Source organism: Streptomyces gamaensis, assembly GCF_042656465.1.
GTDB classification, from domain to species: domain Bacteria; phylum Actinomycetota; class Actinomycetes; order Streptomycetales; family Streptomycetaceae; genus Streptomyces; species Streptomyces gamaensis.
The window spans coordinates 1-14128 of record NZ_JBHSPB010000023.1 but is presented as its reverse complement, the minus strand read 5'-3'; the positions used below and the strand labels follow the sequence as shown (position 1 = coordinate 14128).

General features: G+C 69.2%; 20 protein-coding genes. 6 read left to right on the top strand and 14 right to left on the bottom strand.

All coding sequences use genetic code 11. The annotated features are described in order from the left end of the window. Position 1 precedes the first annotated feature (1 nt). Complete coding sequence (locus ACFP1Z_RS28050; protein WP_390320455.1) at positions 2-1012, top strand: SCO2278 family lipoprotein; 1011 nt, start codon at positions 2-4, stop codon at positions 1010-1012. A 208-nt stretch (positions 1013-1220) separates the two neighbouring features. On the opposite strand, the gene ACFP1Z_RS28045 is transcribed toward ACFP1Z_RS28050, so the two are convergent. Both ACFP1Z_RS28045 and ACFP1Z_RS28040 read right to left on the bottom strand, forming a co-directional pair. Next, positions 1221-1937 carry a bifunctional DNA primase/polymerase gene (locus tag ACFP1Z_RS28045; RefSeq protein ID WP_390320454.1) on the bottom strand — a complete coding sequence of 239 codons (717 nt, stop codon included), beginning with the start codon at positions 1935-1937 and terminating at the stop codon, positions 1221-1223. 128 nt (positions 1938-2065) lie between these two features. After that, positions 2066-2680, bottom strand: coding sequence for a TetR/AcrR family transcriptional regulator (locus ACFP1Z_RS28040; RefSeq protein WP_390320453.1), 615 nt, complete (start codon positions 2678-2680; stop codon positions 2066-2068). 170 nt (positions 2681-2850) lie between these two features. Between ACFP1Z_RS28040 and ACFP1Z_RS28035 the strand changes: the two genes are divergently transcribed. Continuing rightward, positions 2851-3027, top strand: a complete 177-nt coding sequence (locus tag ACFP1Z_RS28035) for a DUF6243 family protein (RefSeq protein ID WP_390320452.1) — start codon at positions 2851-2853, stop codon at positions 3025-3027. Between the two features lie 120 nt (positions 3028-3147). After that, positions 3148-3969, top strand: coding sequence for a dimethylargininase (gene ddaH / locus ACFP1Z_RS28030; RefSeq protein WP_390320451.1), 822 nt, complete (start codon positions 3148-3150; stop codon positions 3967-3969). Between the two features lie 105 nt (positions 3970-4074). On the opposite strand, the gene ACFP1Z_RS28025 is transcribed toward ddaH, so the two are convergent. Both ACFP1Z_RS28025 and ACFP1Z_RS28020 read right to left on the bottom strand, forming a co-directional pair. Next, complete coding sequence (locus ACFP1Z_RS28025; RefSeq protein WP_390320450.1) at positions 4075-5094, bottom strand: small ribosomal subunit Rsm22 family protein; 1020 nt, start codon at positions 5092-5094, stop codon at positions 4075-4077. A 564-nt stretch (positions 5095-5658) separates the two neighbouring features. Next, the gene (locus ACFP1Z_RS28020; RefSeq protein WP_390320449.1) at positions 5659-6924 is read right to left on the bottom strand and encodes a multidrug effflux MFS transporter; all 1266 of its coding nucleotides are present in this window, start codon (positions 6922-6924) and stop codon (positions 5659-5661) included. A gap of 202 nt (positions 6925-7126) precedes the next feature. Between ACFP1Z_RS28020 and ACFP1Z_RS28015 the strand changes: the two genes are divergently transcribed. Then, entirely contained in the window at positions 7127-7543 is a 417-nt protein-coding gene (locus tag ACFP1Z_RS28015) for a hypothetical protein (RefSeq protein WP_390320448.1), read from the top strand. Between the two features lie 40 nt (positions 7544-7583). Here ACFP1Z_RS28015 and ACFP1Z_RS28010 read toward each other — a convergent pair whose 3' ends face one another. The 8 genes from ACFP1Z_RS28010 to ACFP1Z_RS27975 form a co-directional block, all read right to left on the bottom strand. Then, a complete protein-coding gene (locus tag ACFP1Z_RS28010) occupies positions 7584-8351 on the bottom strand; it encodes a transglutaminase-like domain-containing protein (RefSeq protein ID WP_390320447.1) in 768 nt (255 codons plus the stop codon). A 61-nt stretch (positions 8352-8412) separates the two neighbouring features. Then, positions 8413-8913 carry a hypothetical protein gene (locus ACFP1Z_RS28005; protein WP_390320446.1) on the bottom strand — a complete coding sequence of 167 codons (501 nt, stop codon included), beginning with the start codon at positions 8911-8913 and terminating at the stop codon, positions 8413-8415. A 101-nt stretch (positions 8914-9014) separates the two neighbouring features. Beyond that, positions 9015-9488 (bottom strand): hypothetical protein, encoded by a 474-nt coding sequence (locus tag ACFP1Z_RS28000; RefSeq protein ID WP_390320445.1) that lies wholly within the window; start codon positions 9486-9488, stop codon positions 9015-9017. Between the two features lie 106 nt (positions 9489-9594). Beyond that, positions 9595-9747 (bottom strand): hypothetical protein, encoded by a 153-nt coding sequence (locus ACFP1Z_RS27995; RefSeq protein ID WP_390320444.1) that lies wholly within the window; start codon positions 9745-9747, stop codon positions 9595-9597. A 36-nt stretch (positions 9748-9783) separates the two neighbouring features. Continuing rightward, positions 9784-10068: a hypothetical protein gene (locus ACFP1Z_RS27990; RefSeq protein ID WP_390320443.1), complete on the bottom strand. Its 285-nt coding sequence runs from the start codon at positions 10066-10068 to the stop codon at positions 9784-9786. Between the two features lie 62 nt (positions 10069-10130). Beyond that, positions 10131-10964, bottom strand: coding sequence for a helix-turn-helix domain-containing protein (locus tag ACFP1Z_RS27985; protein ID WP_390320442.1), 834 nt, complete (start codon positions 10962-10964; stop codon positions 10131-10133). Next, positions 10948-11475: a DUF6879 family protein gene (locus ACFP1Z_RS27980; protein WP_390320441.1), complete on the bottom strand. Its 528-nt coding sequence runs from the start codon at positions 11473-11475 to the stop codon at positions 10948-10950. Before ACFP1Z_RS27980 ends, ACFP1Z_RS27985 begins: the two co-directional genes overlap by 17 nt. Then, positions 11459-11665, bottom strand: coding sequence for a hypothetical protein (locus ACFP1Z_RS27975; protein WP_390320440.1), 207 nt, complete (start codon positions 11663-11665; stop codon positions 11459-11461). Before ACFP1Z_RS27975 ends, ACFP1Z_RS27980 begins: the two co-directional genes overlap by 17 nt. Positions 11666-11818: 153 nt before the next feature. Between ACFP1Z_RS27975 and ACFP1Z_RS27970 the strand changes: the two genes are divergently transcribed. Continuing rightward, complete coding sequence (locus ACFP1Z_RS27970; protein WP_390320439.1) at positions 11819-12220, top strand: hypothetical protein; 402 nt, start codon at positions 11819-11821, stop codon at positions 12218-12220. 16 nt (positions 12221-12236) lie between these two features. On the opposite strand, the gene ACFP1Z_RS27965 is transcribed toward ACFP1Z_RS27970, so the two are convergent. After that, on the bottom strand, positions 12237-12605 hold the full coding sequence (locus tag ACFP1Z_RS27965) for a hypothetical protein (protein WP_390320438.1): 369 nt from the start codon (positions 12603-12605) through the stop codon (positions 12237-12239). 269 nt (positions 12606-12874) lie between these two features. Further along, positions 12875-13075, bottom strand: coding sequence for a hypothetical protein (locus tag ACFP1Z_RS27960; protein ID WP_390320437.1), 201 nt, complete (start codon positions 13073-13075; stop codon positions 12875-12877). Between the two features lie 123 nt (positions 13076-13198). Here ACFP1Z_RS27960 and ACFP1Z_RS27955 point away from each other — a divergent pair, with 123 nt between their 5' ends. Next, a complete protein-coding gene (locus tag ACFP1Z_RS27955; protein WP_390320435.1) occupies positions 13199-14005 on the top strand; it encodes a hypothetical protein in 807 nt (268 codons plus the stop codon). The last annotated feature ends 123 nt before the right edge of the window (positions 14006-14128 follow it).

Below are 14128 nucleotides of genomic sequence, written 5' to 3'. Positions count from 1 at the left end.
GATGAGACCCCGGTCGATCGGACCCCGGTCGTACGGTCACCGCCGCCGGCGCGCCTTGCTCGCGCTCGCGGCGGCGTTGCCGTTGCTGGCGGCGACCGGATGCGTGACCGTGCACGGCGAGCGGGAACTGCTCCCGGCGGTCTCGCGGGACGAGGCACCGCAGGTCCTCGAGGCGTTCAACGACGGCTACAACGAGGCCTACAGCAAGCTCGACCCGGCCGTCATCGACCGGGTCGAGACCGGCCCGCTCGCCGAGATCGGCCACGCCGACATGACCACCCAGAGCGCGCTGACCCCGGGCGGGAACCCCGGCTATCCGGTGCTCGTCCTCGACGACGCCCGCTTCACGATCCCCCGGCAGGCGGGCTGGCCGAAGTTCTTCCTCGCCGACACCCGCAGCAACCGCGACGGCAACCGCTGGTTCGTGCTCTTCACCCAGGAACGGGCCCGCGCGCCGTGGAAGGCCGCCTATCTGTCGATCCTCAGCCAGGACAAGGTGCCCGAATTCGCTCTCGACAAGGACGGCTGGGCCGAGCCCGTACCCGCCGTACGCGGCGCGGACCCGAAGCTCGCGTTCGCCCCGGACGAGGTGAGCAGCACGTACACGACCTACCTGCGCACCGGCGACGAGAAACTGTTCGCGCCCGGCCGGCGCACGTCCGAACTGCGCGAGGAACGCGAGAAGCTGCGCCGCACCCCCACCTTCTGGACCGACTACATCGACGTACCCGAGCACGCGCCCGCCTTCCCCGCGCCCGCGCTGCGCACGAAGGACGGCGGGGCGCTGGTGTTCTTCACCGCGCACCACCACGAGAAGCGCACGATGGCCCAGGGCGTACAGCCGACGATCGCCGACCGGCGCACCCAGTCCCTGCTGAACGGGGAGCCGAGGACGGCGGTGACGTTCACTCGGGTCGCGGAGTCGGCGGTGCGGGTTCCTTCGAAGGCGGCGGGGGGCCCGATCATGATGCTGAACAGGATCGAGGGGTTGACGGCGGCGAAGGGGGAGTGAGCACGTACAGCCCGTCCGGCGTTTGAGGACCGGGGTCTGGGGCGGAGCCCCAGTTTCGGGAAGGGGCGGGGAGGGGAAGCAATCGTTCCCGGGCGCCGGGTCGGCGGGGGTCCGGGGGCGGAGCCCCCGGGGGTAAGGAATCATTCCGGGTGACTGGGGGTCCCCCTCTGGGGGAGGGTGGGCGGGCAAGGCCCCCGGAAACGGCGCTTCAACGCCCCAGCGGCCAAGCCGCAGACTCATGCTGCCCCGCATACCGCGCACACGCATCCGTCAACGCCTCCAGCAACGTCAACGGATCCGGCAGCCCCCGCTCCGGCCCCTGGATCCAGACCACTCCCTCGTCACCGGGCAGCCGTGACGGCGGCAGCAGTACATAGCTGCCCCGGCAGTGCCAGCGCAGCCCGGGATGCTCGTCCATCGTCTCGGGGTGGCAGTCGAGCTCGCAGGGCCACCACTCGTCCTCGTCGTCGGGGGTGCCGCGGGTGGCCGTGAAGAAGAGCATGCGGTCGGGGGCGACGGTGGCGACGGGGCCGAGTTCGACGCCGGCCGCTGTCAGCCGTTCCAGGGCCTGCCGGCCGGCGGGGGCGGGTACGTCGAGGACGTCGTGGGCGATGCCGGTGGCGGTCACGAAGTTGGCCTCGGGCTGGGCGCGCAGCCATTTGACGACCTTCTCGGGGTCGGTCGTGGCGAGGGTCTGCCAGGCGAAGGAGACGGGGTGCCGGCCGGGTGTCGGACAGCCGATGCGCTCGCAGGAACAGCCGTAGCCGGAGGGGTGCGCGGCCGGGGCGAGCGGGAAGCCGGCCGCCGCGGCGGCCAGGAGCAGATCCTCGCGGGCCGCTTCCGCCGCCGCGCCCGTGCCCGTGCCGCCGCCCGCTTTGCTCCTGGGACGGCGCAGCCACTGGGAGAACCTGCTCTTGCGTTCCATCTATCCCCTCGCTTCGACCGCGGCCTTGCGGTCAATGCTGCCACCATCGCGGGCCCCGTGTGACCGCCGGACCGGTCCGGGGGGTGTGACACGGGCCGCTCGCGCGCTCCCGGGGCGGCCGCGGGGTGTCAGGGGCGGGGGGTGAGTCCGCGCAGCGCGAGGTCGACGATCGCGTCCGCGTAGGCGTGGGTGAGGGGCAGGGTGCGGTTGTGCCAGCGGTGGAAGAGGGGGCCGACGAGGAGTTCGAGGGCGGTGCGGGGGTCGACGCCGGGGTCGAGCTGTCCGGCTTCCTGGGCGGCGCGCAACCGCCGTACGTACGCCTGCAGCTGGGGTTCGAGCACCTTCTCGGTGAAGGCGGTACCGAACGCCTCGTCGTTGACGGTCTCGGCGGTGAGGGCGCGCATGGGCTCGTTGAGGCGGGCGTCGTTGAGCTCGTCGACGGTGGCCCGCAGCACGGTCTTCAGGTCGGCTTCCAGGTCGCCGGTGTCGGGCAGTTCGACGGCGGCCGGGTCGAGGGCCTCCCCGCCGGCCCGGTCGAGGACGGTGGCCTCGAAGAGCACGGCGGCCTTCGAGGGCCACCAGCGGTAGATGGTCTGTTTGCCGACGCCGGCGCGGGCGGCGATGGCCTCGATCGTGAGCTTGGCGTAGCCGGTCTCGGCGACGAGTTCGAGGGCGGCGTCGAGGATCGCGCGGCGCGAGCGTTCGCTGCGGCGGGAGGGGTCGGGCGGGGTCCTGCGGTTCATGGCGGCATCCTAGGCCAGGACTAGGCGAGACGTATCGTCTCGATTCACCTTGACAAGACGCGGCGTCTCGTTGAACCATGAGGGCACGACGAGACGCACCGTCTCGCCTACTGCACGACAAGACACGACAAGCACGACAAGGACCGCAAGGCACGTCGGAAGGAGACCCCATGCCCCGGGGAAACGCAGGCAGCATGCTCGGAGTCGGCGGCACCCGCAGCAACCTCTCCCGTACCGCCCTGCGCGGCGGCGCCCGGGCCGGACAGGGCGGGGCCCGCCTCGACGCGGCCGCACAGAAGCGGGAGTTGTTGCGCGCGTTGCGCGAAGGACGAAGCGGAAGCCGCTGAGCACGGCCGGGCCACCGGTAAACCACCCGTAAGGTTCATGCGCCAAAGACGGCGCAGCAGCGACGATTTGGGCACGTGCCACATCCCGCACGTGCCCAACACCACCGTGAGGAGCCCTCCTTGCGTACCGTCGTTGCGCGCGCCGCCGCTCCGAGGCGCTATCTGATGTGCCCGCCGACCTACTTCAGGGTCACCTACTCCATCAACCCCTGGATGGATCCGGGCAAACCGGTCGATCTGCCACTGGCTCTCACCCAGTGGGAGGACCTGCGGGACCGCTATCTCTCCCTCGGTCACACCGTGGAGGAGCTCGACCCGCACCCCGACCTGCCCGACATGGTGTTCGCCGCCAACGGCGCCACCGTCGTCGACGGGCGCGTGCTCGGCGCCCGCTTCGCCCACCCCGAGCGCTCGGCCGAAGCGGCCGTGCACACCGAGTGGTTCCGCGCGCACGGCTTCACCGAGGTGCGCGAACCGGAGCACATCAACGAGGGCGAGGGCGACTTCGCCGCCACCGCCTCCTGGCTGCTCGCCGGCCGCGGCTTCCGCAGCAGCCCTCTTTCGCACCCCGAGGCACAGGAGTTCTTCGGCAGACCCGTCGTCGGACTCGACCTCGTCGACCCCCGCTACTACCACCTCGACACCGCGCTGTGCGTCCTCGACGGCGACGAGGTCATGTACTACCCGGGCGCGTTCTCCCCCGGCAGCCGGGCCGTGCTGCGCAGGCTGTTCCCCGACGCGCTCATCGCCGAGGAGGAGGACGCGGCCGCCCTCGGCCTCAACGCCGTCAGCGACGGCCGCCATGTGCTGCTGCCGCAGGCCGCCGTGGGCCTGTTCGGGCCGCTGCGCGAGCGCGGCTACGAGCCGATCGGCATGGACCTGGGCGAGCTGCTGAAGGGGGGTGGGAGCGTCAAGTGCTGCACGCTGGAACTGCGTTGCTGACCAGCGCACCCCCACGGGCATGCGGCGGCCCCTCCGCGAAGGGCCCCTCCGCGAAGGGCGCCGCCGCGCGCGTCGGTCCTGCGCCGGTCCTGCGTCAGTTCCGCGTCAGTCCTGCTCCGGCGGCCAGCTCCCGCCCCAGTCCGCGTCGCGTGCCGCGCGGTAGAGGGCGCCGTGCCGCTTGGTGACCGTCTCCCGGGCCAGGCCCTCGCCGGGCGTGCACAGCTCCAGCAGTACCTGGCCCTTGCGGATCTGCGGCCGGCGCACGATACGGGCGGGCGCCCCGGGCAGCGCCGTGGCCACGTCCTCGCGCACGGCCGCCACGTACGAGAACTTCTCGTCCTCGTACGCGAGCGAACCGCCCTTGACCTGCCGGTGCAGCGAGGAGCGGCTCACCCGCGCCGCGAAGTGGCACCAGTCGGTGCCCGGTCCGATGGGGCAGGCGGCGCTGTGCGGGCAGGGCGCCACCACGGTGAAGCCGGCCGCGATCAGCCGGTCGCGTGCCTCGATCACCCGCAAGTAGCCCTCGGGCGTGCCCGGTTCGACGACGAGCACGGCGCGCGCCGCGCGGGCCGCCGCGTCGGTGACCGCCGTGCGGTCGGCGGCCGTCAGCTCGCCCAGCACGTACGAGACGGTGACCAGATCGGTCCCCTCGGGCAGGGCGAGGCCGCCGCCGATCACCCGGCGCTGCCAGCGGGCGCCGCGCAGGGCGGCACTGTCCGCGCCCCGGGCCAGCTCGGCGCCGAGCGCGAGGGCCGGCTCGGCCCAGTCCAGCACCGTCGTCTCCCGCTCACCGCCGGGCCAGGCCGCGGCCACCGCCCAGCTCGCCGCGCCCGTACCGCCGCCGACGTCCACGTGCGAGGCCGGTACCCACTCCGGCAGCCGCTCCCGGAACGCCTCCAGCGCCGAACGCACGGCCTCGAAGGTCGCGGGCATGCGGTAGGCGGCGTACGCGACGACGTCGGAACGGCCGCGCAGCACCGGCGCGTCCGTCGGCGTCCGCCCCCGGTAGTTGGCGATCAGCCGCTCGACGGCCTGCGCCGCCTGCCGGGGCGGCAGCCCGTCGAGCAGCTCGGCGAGCACGGCACGCAGGTTCTCGCCGGTGCGGGGGGAGGGTGGGGCATGCATTTGATGGAGTCTATGCGGGTTTCCGGGACGGTACGGACGGGTGCGCGCGGAGGCGGGGGAGGTAAGCGGAACGCCTGCGCGGCGGGCGGGGGGTACGGGCGGGGCCGGGGGCGTACGGGCCGGGGCCGGGTGCGTACGGGCCCCGAGGCCGGGGGCGTACGAGCCGGGGCCGGGAGGCGTACGGATCCGGAGGCGCAGCCGGACGTGCCGGGAGCGGATTCGCACCCCGCGAAGGCGTCGCAGGCGGCTCGCCGGGACCGGCCGACGGCCCGCCACCCGGAACCACGGACGACACCCCGGGCGGAACCGGGGCCGGGAGCATACGGACCCGGGGCCCGCGCGGCGGGCGGGCGGGGCGTACGGGCTGGGGTCGGGGCATGCCGATCGCAGGCCCAGGGCCAGCGGCATACGGACCCTGGGCAGCGGGCCTACGGCCCGGTCGCACGACCGGACACGCCGGGAACGGACTCGCACCCCGAGAAAGGCGTCGCGGGCGGCCCGCCACCCGGAACCTCGGGGCGGCGCCCCAAGCGGAACCGGCCGCCCGCCGCGCAAGGCGTCCGTTCAGCCGGCCGTGCGCCGCCACGGCCGGCACAGCGCCACGAAGCTGACCGTGGCGGCGAGCGCGCACCCCAGCTGGACGACGGCCATCGGCACCGCCGTGTGCTCCCCCGCGATGCCCACGAGCGGCGAGGCCACCGCGCCCAGCAGGAACGTGGACGTGCCCAGCAGCGCGGACGCCGAACCGGCGGCGTCCCGGGAGCGCATCAGGGCCTGCGCGTTGGTGTTCGGCATGGCCAGCCCCATCGCCGACATCAGCACGAACAGCCCGGTCGCCACCGCCGCCAGCCCGGCCCCGCCGAACACCCCGGAGGTCATCGCCAGCAGCGCGCCCGAGGCCAGCGTGATCACGACGAGGCCGGCGGCGAGCGCCTTGTCCAGGCTGACCCGGCCCACCAGGACCTTGCCGTTGAGCTGTCCGACGAGGACGAGACCGATCGAGTTGACGCCGAACAGCAGGCTGAAGGTCTGCGGCGAGGCCCCGTAGATGTCCTGCACGACGAACGGCGACGCGGAGATGTAGGCGAACAGCGCGGCGAAGGCGAAGCCGCCGCAGAGCATGTAGCCGGTGAAGACCCGGTCCCGCAGCAGCGAGCCCATCGTCCGCAGCGCCTCCCCCACGCCGCCGGAGTGCCGCCGCTCCGGCGGCAGGGTCTCGTGCATCGTCCGCCACACCAGCAGCGTCAGCAGCACCCCGATGACCGTCAGCACGACGAAGACCCCGCGCCAGTCCGTCAGCCGCAGCACCTGCCCGCCGATGAGCGGCGCGACGACCGGGGCGACACCGGAAATCAGCATGAGCGTGGAGAAGAAGCGGGCCATCGCCACCCCGTCGTACAGGTCGCGCACCACGGCCCGCGCGATCACGATGCCGGCCGCCCCCGCGAGCCCCTGCAACAGCCGGAAGGCGATCAGCAGTTCCGCGCTGGGAGCCACCGCGCAGACGGCGGTCGCCAGCACGTACACCACCATCCCGGCGAGCAGCGGCCGCCGGCGCCCCCACTTGTCGCTCATGGGCCCGACCACGAGCTGGCCCAGCGCCATGCCCAGCAGACACGCGGTGAGCGTGAGCTGCACGGTGGCGGCGGGGCTGCGCAGCACCTCGGTGACCTCCGGCAGGGCCGGGAGGTACATGTCCATCGACAGCGGCGGAAGGGCGGTGAGACCGCCGAGGACGAGGGTGACGAGCAGACCGGTGCGGCGGGCGGCGGATATCCGGGGACGGTCGGTGGCGGGGTCGGCTGCGGCCGCGGTGGCGGGGTCGCTCATGAACGGTTCTCCGTGAGGGGGCGCGGGCGGAACCCTCCATGGTGCCATGACCACAAGCATTGGATGCCCACTACACAGATCCGGCCTCCCTCTCCCCCGGAAACATGTCCGAGATCCTCCCCCTCAACAGGCAACCTCCGCACCGGATTTCACGTGTTCCACGGTGAAGGCCTCGAAACAGCCCACGAAGGAGGAACACGCAATGAACCGTGCATACCGCCTCGCCCTCGTCGGCACCGTCACCGCCGCCGTCCTCGCCACCGGGGCCGCGGCCGCGGTGGCCGCCCCCATATCCACGGCCCCCACGGCCGCCGCCTCGGCCGCCTCCACCACCGCTGTCGCGGCGAAGCCCGCCCTCACCGCCAAGCCCAGCACCGCCTCCGTCAAGGCCTGGCAGGAGTTCCGGGTCAACGGCAAGGCCACCGCGATCAAGCCGGGCACGGTCGTCACCCTGCAGCAGAAGCAGGGCAGCAAGTGGGTCTCCCTCCCCGCCCGCGTCCAGGTCAAGAAGGACTCCACCTACTCGATGCGCGTCAAGCTCGGCATCAAGGGCAAGAACTCCCTGCGCATCGTGGGCGGCCAGGCGGTCTCGCCGGTGTTCACGGTGACGGTGCGCTGAGCCCGCCCGACTCCACAGCGGTCCGGGGTGCCGGGGCGCGCTACCGCCCGTCCGCCCCGGACCGTCCGGGCCCGTACCACCACGCCCAGAACTTCCGCTCCAGCTCCTGCGCCCCGCCGCATCCGGCCCCGTACGTCCGGGCGAACCGCAGCGCCGCGTCGATGACCTCGAAACCCGCCTCCGGTTTCGCCGACTTCCGCTCCAGGAACCGGTCGATGTCCGGCACCGGCCACGAGGAGGACAGGACGTGCGCCGGATCCAACCGCAGATCGGCGTGGCCCGTACCGTCGAAATCGACGCGCGCGGACGGCGGGTTGAGGTGCGCCGTGCCGGCGGAGAGCGCGTAGTCGTCACTGGGATCGCAGCGCAGCCACCGCCCGTCGAGATGGACAGCGGCGAAGAAATGACGCGACCTCTCGTCGCACATCTCCCGGAACACCGGGAACCAGGCAGGGCCGAAATACTCCTTGCCGTTCACGACAAGTACCCCGAATCCAGCGGGAATCCGCTGCGACCGCAGTATCGCGCACAACAGATTCGCCTTGTTGGAACAGGACCCGCGCCGCAGCCGCAGGGTCTCCGACGCCGTCAACGTCCAGTCGTGCAGCACCGCGTACTCGACCTCGTCCTGCACCCACCGAAACAGCCGCACCGCCTTCTCCCGGCCGCTCCCCGCCCCGGCCGTGATCCGCGCGGCGGCCCGCACGACCTCCTCGGAACCGGCGTCGCAGAAGCGGGTGCCGACGAGGAAAACGGGGTCCAGGGGCTCTTCGTGGCCGGCCGGAACCTCTGCGAACTGACGCCCCATCACCGTATCCCCCGTAGCACCCGATCAACTCAAACGACCCGAACAGCCCGTTTAATTGTCCTCAATCGTTGAAGAAGTCCCGCAGCATGTCCTCCAGTTCACCGAGGGTGTCCTCGGTCCTGCTGGCACCCATACTGCTGAGCATGCTGACGCATGCAGCGGCGTAGTCCCCGAGATCCACGACGAGGTCGTAGTACGCCTCCTCGTCCTCACGGAACGTCCGCACCATCAACTCGGCCGCCGCCTTCATACCGGGCGGCCCCGTCAGCAACGCCTTGAGCATCTCCACAACACCTGAGCCGCGCTCTTCACCCACCTCACCGAGGGCCCCGTCAAGACTGTCGACCAGAGCCGCCGGGTCCGTCTTCCGCTGCTCCGCGAGCCAGGCGGTCAGCCCCGCGGCCGCCACACCCGCGCCGATGGCGAGCTGGTTGATGTTCTCCAGCCCGCCCTCCGCCAGATCGGCCTTCGCGGCCCGGAGAACCACCTGACAGGCCGGCGAATCCGTCCGCCGCCGCGCCTGATGCGATGCGGGATCCATCGAAGCGCGCAGCAGCTCCATGACAGGACCGTGTGATGAGCTCATGCCTCCATGCTCGCGGTTCCCGCAGGCGCCCGGGGCGGAACGGGCAAACTTGGGAGGCCCGTTGCACCCAGTGCCAGTCAGCCAGGAGGCAGGGGGCAACTCAGCTCCGGATCCGGACAGTTCGGGGAGCACGTCACCAGCGCCACCGACAGGAACAGGGTCCCACGCAGGTAGAAGCCGAGCGACACGTCGCCTCCCTGTGCCAGTCGCTCGGCGGCGGAGGCGGTGAGGACGGCCAGCCGGGTCGTGTCCTGGTCGTGGCCGGAGGCGAATCGAGGCGCGTACTCGGTGAGCCGGTCCCCCAGCCATTGCGCGGCCTCCTTCGGCTCGCCCCACGTCCCCTGAACCATCTTGGGCGGCTTCAGCAGCCACAGGGCCGTTTCGATCGGCGGTACGTCAGTGGTCCTCCAGTCCGCGACGGCTTCCCGGTACCGCTGCTGCACCTCGTCGGGACTGGTGACGGTTGGCGCGAGGGACGGCGGTGGGCGGCGGATGCTCTCCTTGTCGAAGGCTGCCTTCTCGCCGGTCCAGAGGTACCCGTGAACGTGCAACTGGTCTTCCTGTCCAGGAAAGTTGGAGGCGGCCCCCACCTCCTCCGAGAAGGCGAGGGCCGCCGATCACACGGGCAGTCGACTGGGACTGCCATGGTGGGACCGGTCAGGCCGTGAGGTTGAAGCGGCCCGGGTCGATACCGGCCGCGTCCAGCTCGGCGGTGGTGAAGCGCAGCGGCTCCATGTCGGGCCGCTTGCTGTCGCCGCATGCCTTGGCGAACCGGGCACCGTCGAGGTTGAGCCCGTACAGGTCAGCCATGATGAAACCTTCCTGATAGATGGGACGGACACCGGGCTAGGCATCGTCAGCGTCACGCTGACAACGCTTCGCCGACTCCGCGTAGATCAGGGCATCGACCAGCTTGCGGACCGTGGCCATCGGCACAGTGCCCAGGTACACGCTCGGCTCGCCGGAGAGAGAAGCGCGGCCCATCAACTGGGGCCACGAATCCCTGTCGCCGACCCTGATGTCCATCTCCGCCAGCACTCGTCCGAGCATGAAGGCGGCGTCATCAGCCTTCTTCTTGCCTGCCAAGAAGGCATCGGCTTGTTGTGCAGTCTTCTCGGTGTCCGTGGTCATGGGCACATCGTTGTGGCGTCAGGCTTGACTGGTCCAGTTTTATGCGAGTCTTCGCTTAAAGATCACGACCGGCAGAAGGCTGCCCACTCGGTGAGGAATTCCCTGGCCTGCTCCCCGAACACGGCATGAGCCTCGTGCACGGAAAACTCGTCCAGGTATGCGGAAACGTCCCTGTGGTCCCTGAAGATGAGGACTCCGGTCGGGGTCTCCACTGTGGCCATACTGTCGCCGTAAACCGTGAAGACGCTCAACGGGCCCGGTTTCACGTCGTGCCCGATCGGGATCACTCCGATGCGGACGTTCGGCAGGTGCGTCAACGAGGCGAGGCGGTCGATCTGTACAGCCAGCGCATCGGGCGGGATGAGGGGCCATCTGACGGCCTGCTCGGTGAGGACGAACCTGAACTGCTTCGACCTGTCGTAGAGGACTGTCTGGCGTTCCAGCTTCTTCGCGATGGTCTTGCTCTGGTCTCCCGGAACGTCCGCGATACTCGCTCTCACATAGTCCGGCGTGGCCAGGAGGCCCGTGATCATCGTCGGCAGGAAATACCGGAACTCTGTGGATGACTTCTCGAGGCCGGCCAGTTCGTTCTGCCGTTTGTCGAGTCCTCGGCGAAGCAGGGAACGGTCGCCCTGCCATTCGGTGTTCGCGATCCTCGCGAGGGCCGTGACCTCGGAAATGAGCTGCGAGGGAGCCTCAAGGGCTCTCAGTATCAGCTCGACGTCGACGAGGTTCGGGGTTGTCTTTCCGCTTTCGATGTTGCTGACCTTGGTCTGAGACGTATTGCAACGCTGAGCGAGCCGAACCTGTGAGAGTCCGGCTCGCTTGCGAAGCGTCTTCAGCGTTGCGGCCAGGTCAGCCTTGGACTGGCCCAGCTGCTCAGGTTCGAACGTCAAGGCCCTTCACGTACTCCTCGAAGGGCACCGACTCCGCCAGCGCGATCCGCTGGTACTCCCTGTACGGCTCCGGGTCGCCCTCGTACACTTCCCGGCTGATCTGGGTGCCGTCGGGTGCGTAATGCATCAGCACCACTTCCGACCTGTCGAACATCCAGAAGTCCTGGACACCGGCCAACGGGTTCTCCCTGTCGGTCACATCCATGATTCGGATGTCTTCACCGGCCCATGCATGCGGCTCGTAGTACATGAACTCGTACCGGAGATAGTCCGAGAGCGGCCGGGTCACGATGTGCACGCGCCCCTTCGTCTTGCCCTCACGACGCACCCGCTTGAGGTCGTCGGTGTACTCGTTGGAGTAGGCATGAGGGTCGAGACGCTCACCTGCGAGGAACTGCCGGATCTCTTCGTCTTCCTGCGGCACCCTGTAGACCGGCAAGGTCTCCAACCGCCATGCCTCGCTCCGGAAGTTGAGGAACTTGGCGTCCCACTCCTCACCATCCAAGAGCACGGACAGCCTCCTTCAGTACGCTCTCGGGGATCTCCACGAGCCCTTCGCCCTGGGGAGGCGTGAAGGCGTCGGACACGTCGCCTTGGACGAGGATGGAGCCCGTGCCCGTCCGGTAGACGTTCGGGCAGTCGTTTTTGTTGCAGGTCCCGGAGCCAGTCCCGGTGAGCCGCGTCAGTCCCTCACGCGCCATGGTCCGCCCCTCTCGACAGGGTCCGCCCCTGCCCTGGGACGACGCTAGGGGTGACGGGCCAGGGCCGTCTATGCGAGAACGCCGGTATGCGCGAAGTCGGGTAGTTGATCACTGGCTCGGCGCAGAGGCCAAGGAGGGCTACCCTTCACTGCCATGGTCGACGCCTTCGTCACCAGCGACGAACATCCCGCCTACGGCATCTGCCCATCACGCCGGTTCCCTCTCGGAGGGTTCGACGTGGCCGAACGCCCCTCACGCGAGTACCCGTTCAACCCGGCGGACGGGCACAGGTACACGGCTGCCGGCGTACCCGTCTGCGTCCACCCGGAGAAGGTCGGAGTACCACCCGGGAGATACGCCACCGACGGCGCGCCGCTGTTCTCCGAGCTGCGGCTGCCGACCGCTTCAGCCGACCTCGACCGCTACTTGCGCGACCTGATGCACAGCGCAGCGCCCGGAATGCTGGAACAGCTCATCGATCAAGCCGTCGAGCAGATCCCTCACGTGTTCCCCGAAGTGGACGTGGTCCAGGCGTTGCGCCGTGCGCTGGGTTAGCCAGCCGTGCGGTCGGCTAGCCAACTGTTGTGAAGCCAGGGGCGAATGAGTCACCCGCGACCTCACGGTGCGCCGCCCGGACGATCTCCCCGGCCTCCCGTACGGCCCGTGCCCGGACGTCGGCGTCCTCGCTGTTCAACGCGGCCTCCGCCGCGTGCAGGCGTTGCGCGGTCCGTGGATGGCGCTCGATCTCGACGACCACTCCCCACCGCCGGTAGAACATCCGGATCGGCAGGACGCTGTCGTCCTCTCCCGCTTGGACGAACGCCTTCTGCATCTCGTCGAAGAACTCTGGCAACCGCGACGGCACCACAACGGCCACGGCCCGACGCAGCCCCGGCAGAGTCAGCTCCGGCATGGGGATGAGCGGAGCGTCAGGCTCCATCTGCTGCACCGTCATGCGCACCCTTTCCGGCCAGGTATCCAGCACCAGAGTAGCGCCGACACACGCGCCCCGAAGGCGCCGGACGATTCTCCCCACGGCCCCGGAAAAGCGCCTACCGGAATCTGTTTCCGCAGGTCAAAGGGGTAAGGGAATGGCCAAGGGCCATCACAGTATGACGCCCCTCGGTGCGAACCTTAGTTAGAAACCAGCCCCGGCAGCAGGCACTTGCACTTGTGTGCTTCCTATCCAGCCAGAGGGACGCGCCAACTTCAGGCCCATGTGCCGAGACTGCCGAGGACTGCGAGCAGCAGGGTCAAGGCTACTCCGACGGCTGCCGAGCCGCGCATGATGCAGGTCGGCAGGCTGGCACCGTCCCATCGAGCCAGCAAGCCCGTAACCATGCCGACGATGATCGCCGCCAGCGCAGTCGCCAGGACGAGCAGCAGCCTGACGCCGAATGACAGTCCCACCTGAACCTCCGTTGCACACAGTCGAGATGAACACAGCCAGCGTCCGTGCGCATCGGTGGCTGAGCTACCATTCAGGACTACAACGAAACTTCTCAAGACTATGCAGGACTCTGGGGGTAGCTCATGGGGAGACGGCCTGGGCCACTTGACCCGTCGAACCCGCTGCACGCCTTCGCCCTCGGCCTCGTCGAGCTTCGCGACACAGCTGGGCCAGCGGGGCGAGTCAAGGAGACGTGCACTGGGGCAGGGATCGGCCGCAGCACTTACTACGCGTGGCTGGGCGGCAAGCAGCTGCCCGGCCGAGACGCCCTGGAGGTCGCCGTCCGCTTCTGGGGTGGCGATGTCGGCGAATGGATGATGAAGCGCCGACAAACGGAGAAGCTCCTTGCAGAGGAGGTAAAGAAACAAACGGAACGGGCCTTGCTTCGAGGATCCCCAAAGTTCAGATCAGGAGCGAATTTTGGGGAAATTACCTCGGTTGCGATCCACAATCCTGCAACTATCCATCCAGCACAGCCTCGCGGGACTGAGAAACAGGTCAATCAAGCGCGTGGGCTTCTGCGTGCACTAGGGTTCGACACCGAAGGCTCTAACGAAAGATCGGCATACGTGTTGCTGGCTCTGCTGATGTTGGGACCTGACACGCAATGGCACAACGCGGGGCAACCCATACTCCGAGTCCCTGAAATCATGCAATGGATTCGCGACATCTACAAGAAAGAATACGCCCCCAACACACGAGAAAGCATTCGTCGATTCACGCTGAAGCAGTTCATTGAGCGTGGAATTGTTATTCAAAATCCAGATCGCCCCGACCGGCCAATCAACTCTCCGAAGTGGTGCTACCAGATAAGCCAGGAGACTTATCAGATAGCGCGAGGTGGAGAGTGGTTGCCCGACCGTTCCGCTGACGCCAAAGAGGACGGCTAGTGCGTCGTGATTCCGTTGGCGTTACTTGATCTCGTGTGTCTCGTTGCTGCTGGCATGGAGCTCTCCGTTGAACAGGCCGCCGAGTTGCGGGCGTTGGCGAACAGCCGGGATGTGTCCGCGGAG

Excerpts from the sequence above, each read along its gene's own strand:
- ACFP1Z_RS28050 (WP_390320455.1), top strand. The coding sequence starts at position 2 with ATGAGACCCCGGTCGATCGGACCCCGGTCGTACGGTCACCGCCGCCGG.
- ACFP1Z_RS28045 (WP_390320454.1), bottom strand. The coding sequence starts at position 1,937 with ATGGAACGCAAGAGCAGGTTCTCCCAGTGGCTGCGCCGTCCCAGGAGC.
- ACFP1Z_RS28040 (WP_390320453.1), bottom strand. The coding sequence starts at position 2,680 with ATGAACCGCAGGACCCCGCCCGACCCCTCCCGCCGCAGCGAACGCTCG.
- ACFP1Z_RS28035 (WP_390320452.1), top strand. The coding sequence starts at position 2,851 with ATGCCCCGGGGAAACGCAGGCAGCATGCTCGGAGTCGGCGGCACCCGC.
- ACFP1Z_RS28025 (WP_390320450.1), bottom strand. The coding sequence starts at position 5,094 with ATGCATGCCCCACCCTCCCCCCGCACCGGCGAGAACCTGCGTGCCGTG.
- ACFP1Z_RS28020 (WP_390320449.1), bottom strand. The coding sequence starts at position 6,924 with ATGAGCGACCCCGCCACCGCGGCCGCAGCCGACCCCGCCACCGACCGT.
- ACFP1Z_RS28015 (WP_390320448.1), top strand. The coding sequence starts at position 7,127 with ATGAACCGTGCATACCGCCTCGCCCTCGTCGGCACCGTCACCGCCGCC.
- ACFP1Z_RS28010 (WP_390320447.1), bottom strand. The coding sequence starts at position 8,351 with ATGGGGCGTCAGTTCGCAGAGGTTCCGGCCGGCCACGAAGAGCCCCTG.
- ACFP1Z_RS28005 (WP_390320446.1), bottom strand. The coding sequence starts at position 8,913 with ATGGAGCTGCTGCGCGCTTCGATGGATCCCGCATCGCATCAGGCGCGG.
- ACFP1Z_RS27995 (WP_390320444.1), bottom strand. The coding sequence starts at position 9,747 with ATGGCTGACCTGTACGGGCTCAACCTCGACGGTGCCCGGTTCGCCAAG.
- ACFP1Z_RS27990 (WP_390320443.1), bottom strand. The coding sequence starts at position 10,068 with ATGACCACGGACACCGAGAAGACTGCACAACAAGCCGATGCCTTCTTG.
- ACFP1Z_RS27975 (WP_390320440.1), bottom strand. The coding sequence starts at position 11,665 with ATGGCGCGTGAGGGACTGACGCGGCTCACCGGGACTGGCTCCGGGACC.
- ACFP1Z_RS27970 (WP_390320439.1), top strand. The coding sequence starts at position 11,819 with ATGGTCGACGCCTTCGTCACCAGCGACGAACATCCCGCCTACGGCATC.
- ACFP1Z_RS27965 (WP_390320438.1), bottom strand. The coding sequence starts at position 12,605 with ATGGAGCCTGACGCTCCGCTCATCCCCATGCCGGAGCTGACTCTGCCG.
- ACFP1Z_RS27955 (WP_390320435.1), top strand. The coding sequence starts at position 13,199 with ATGGGGAGACGGCCTGGGCCACTTGACCCGTCGAACCCGCTGCACGCC.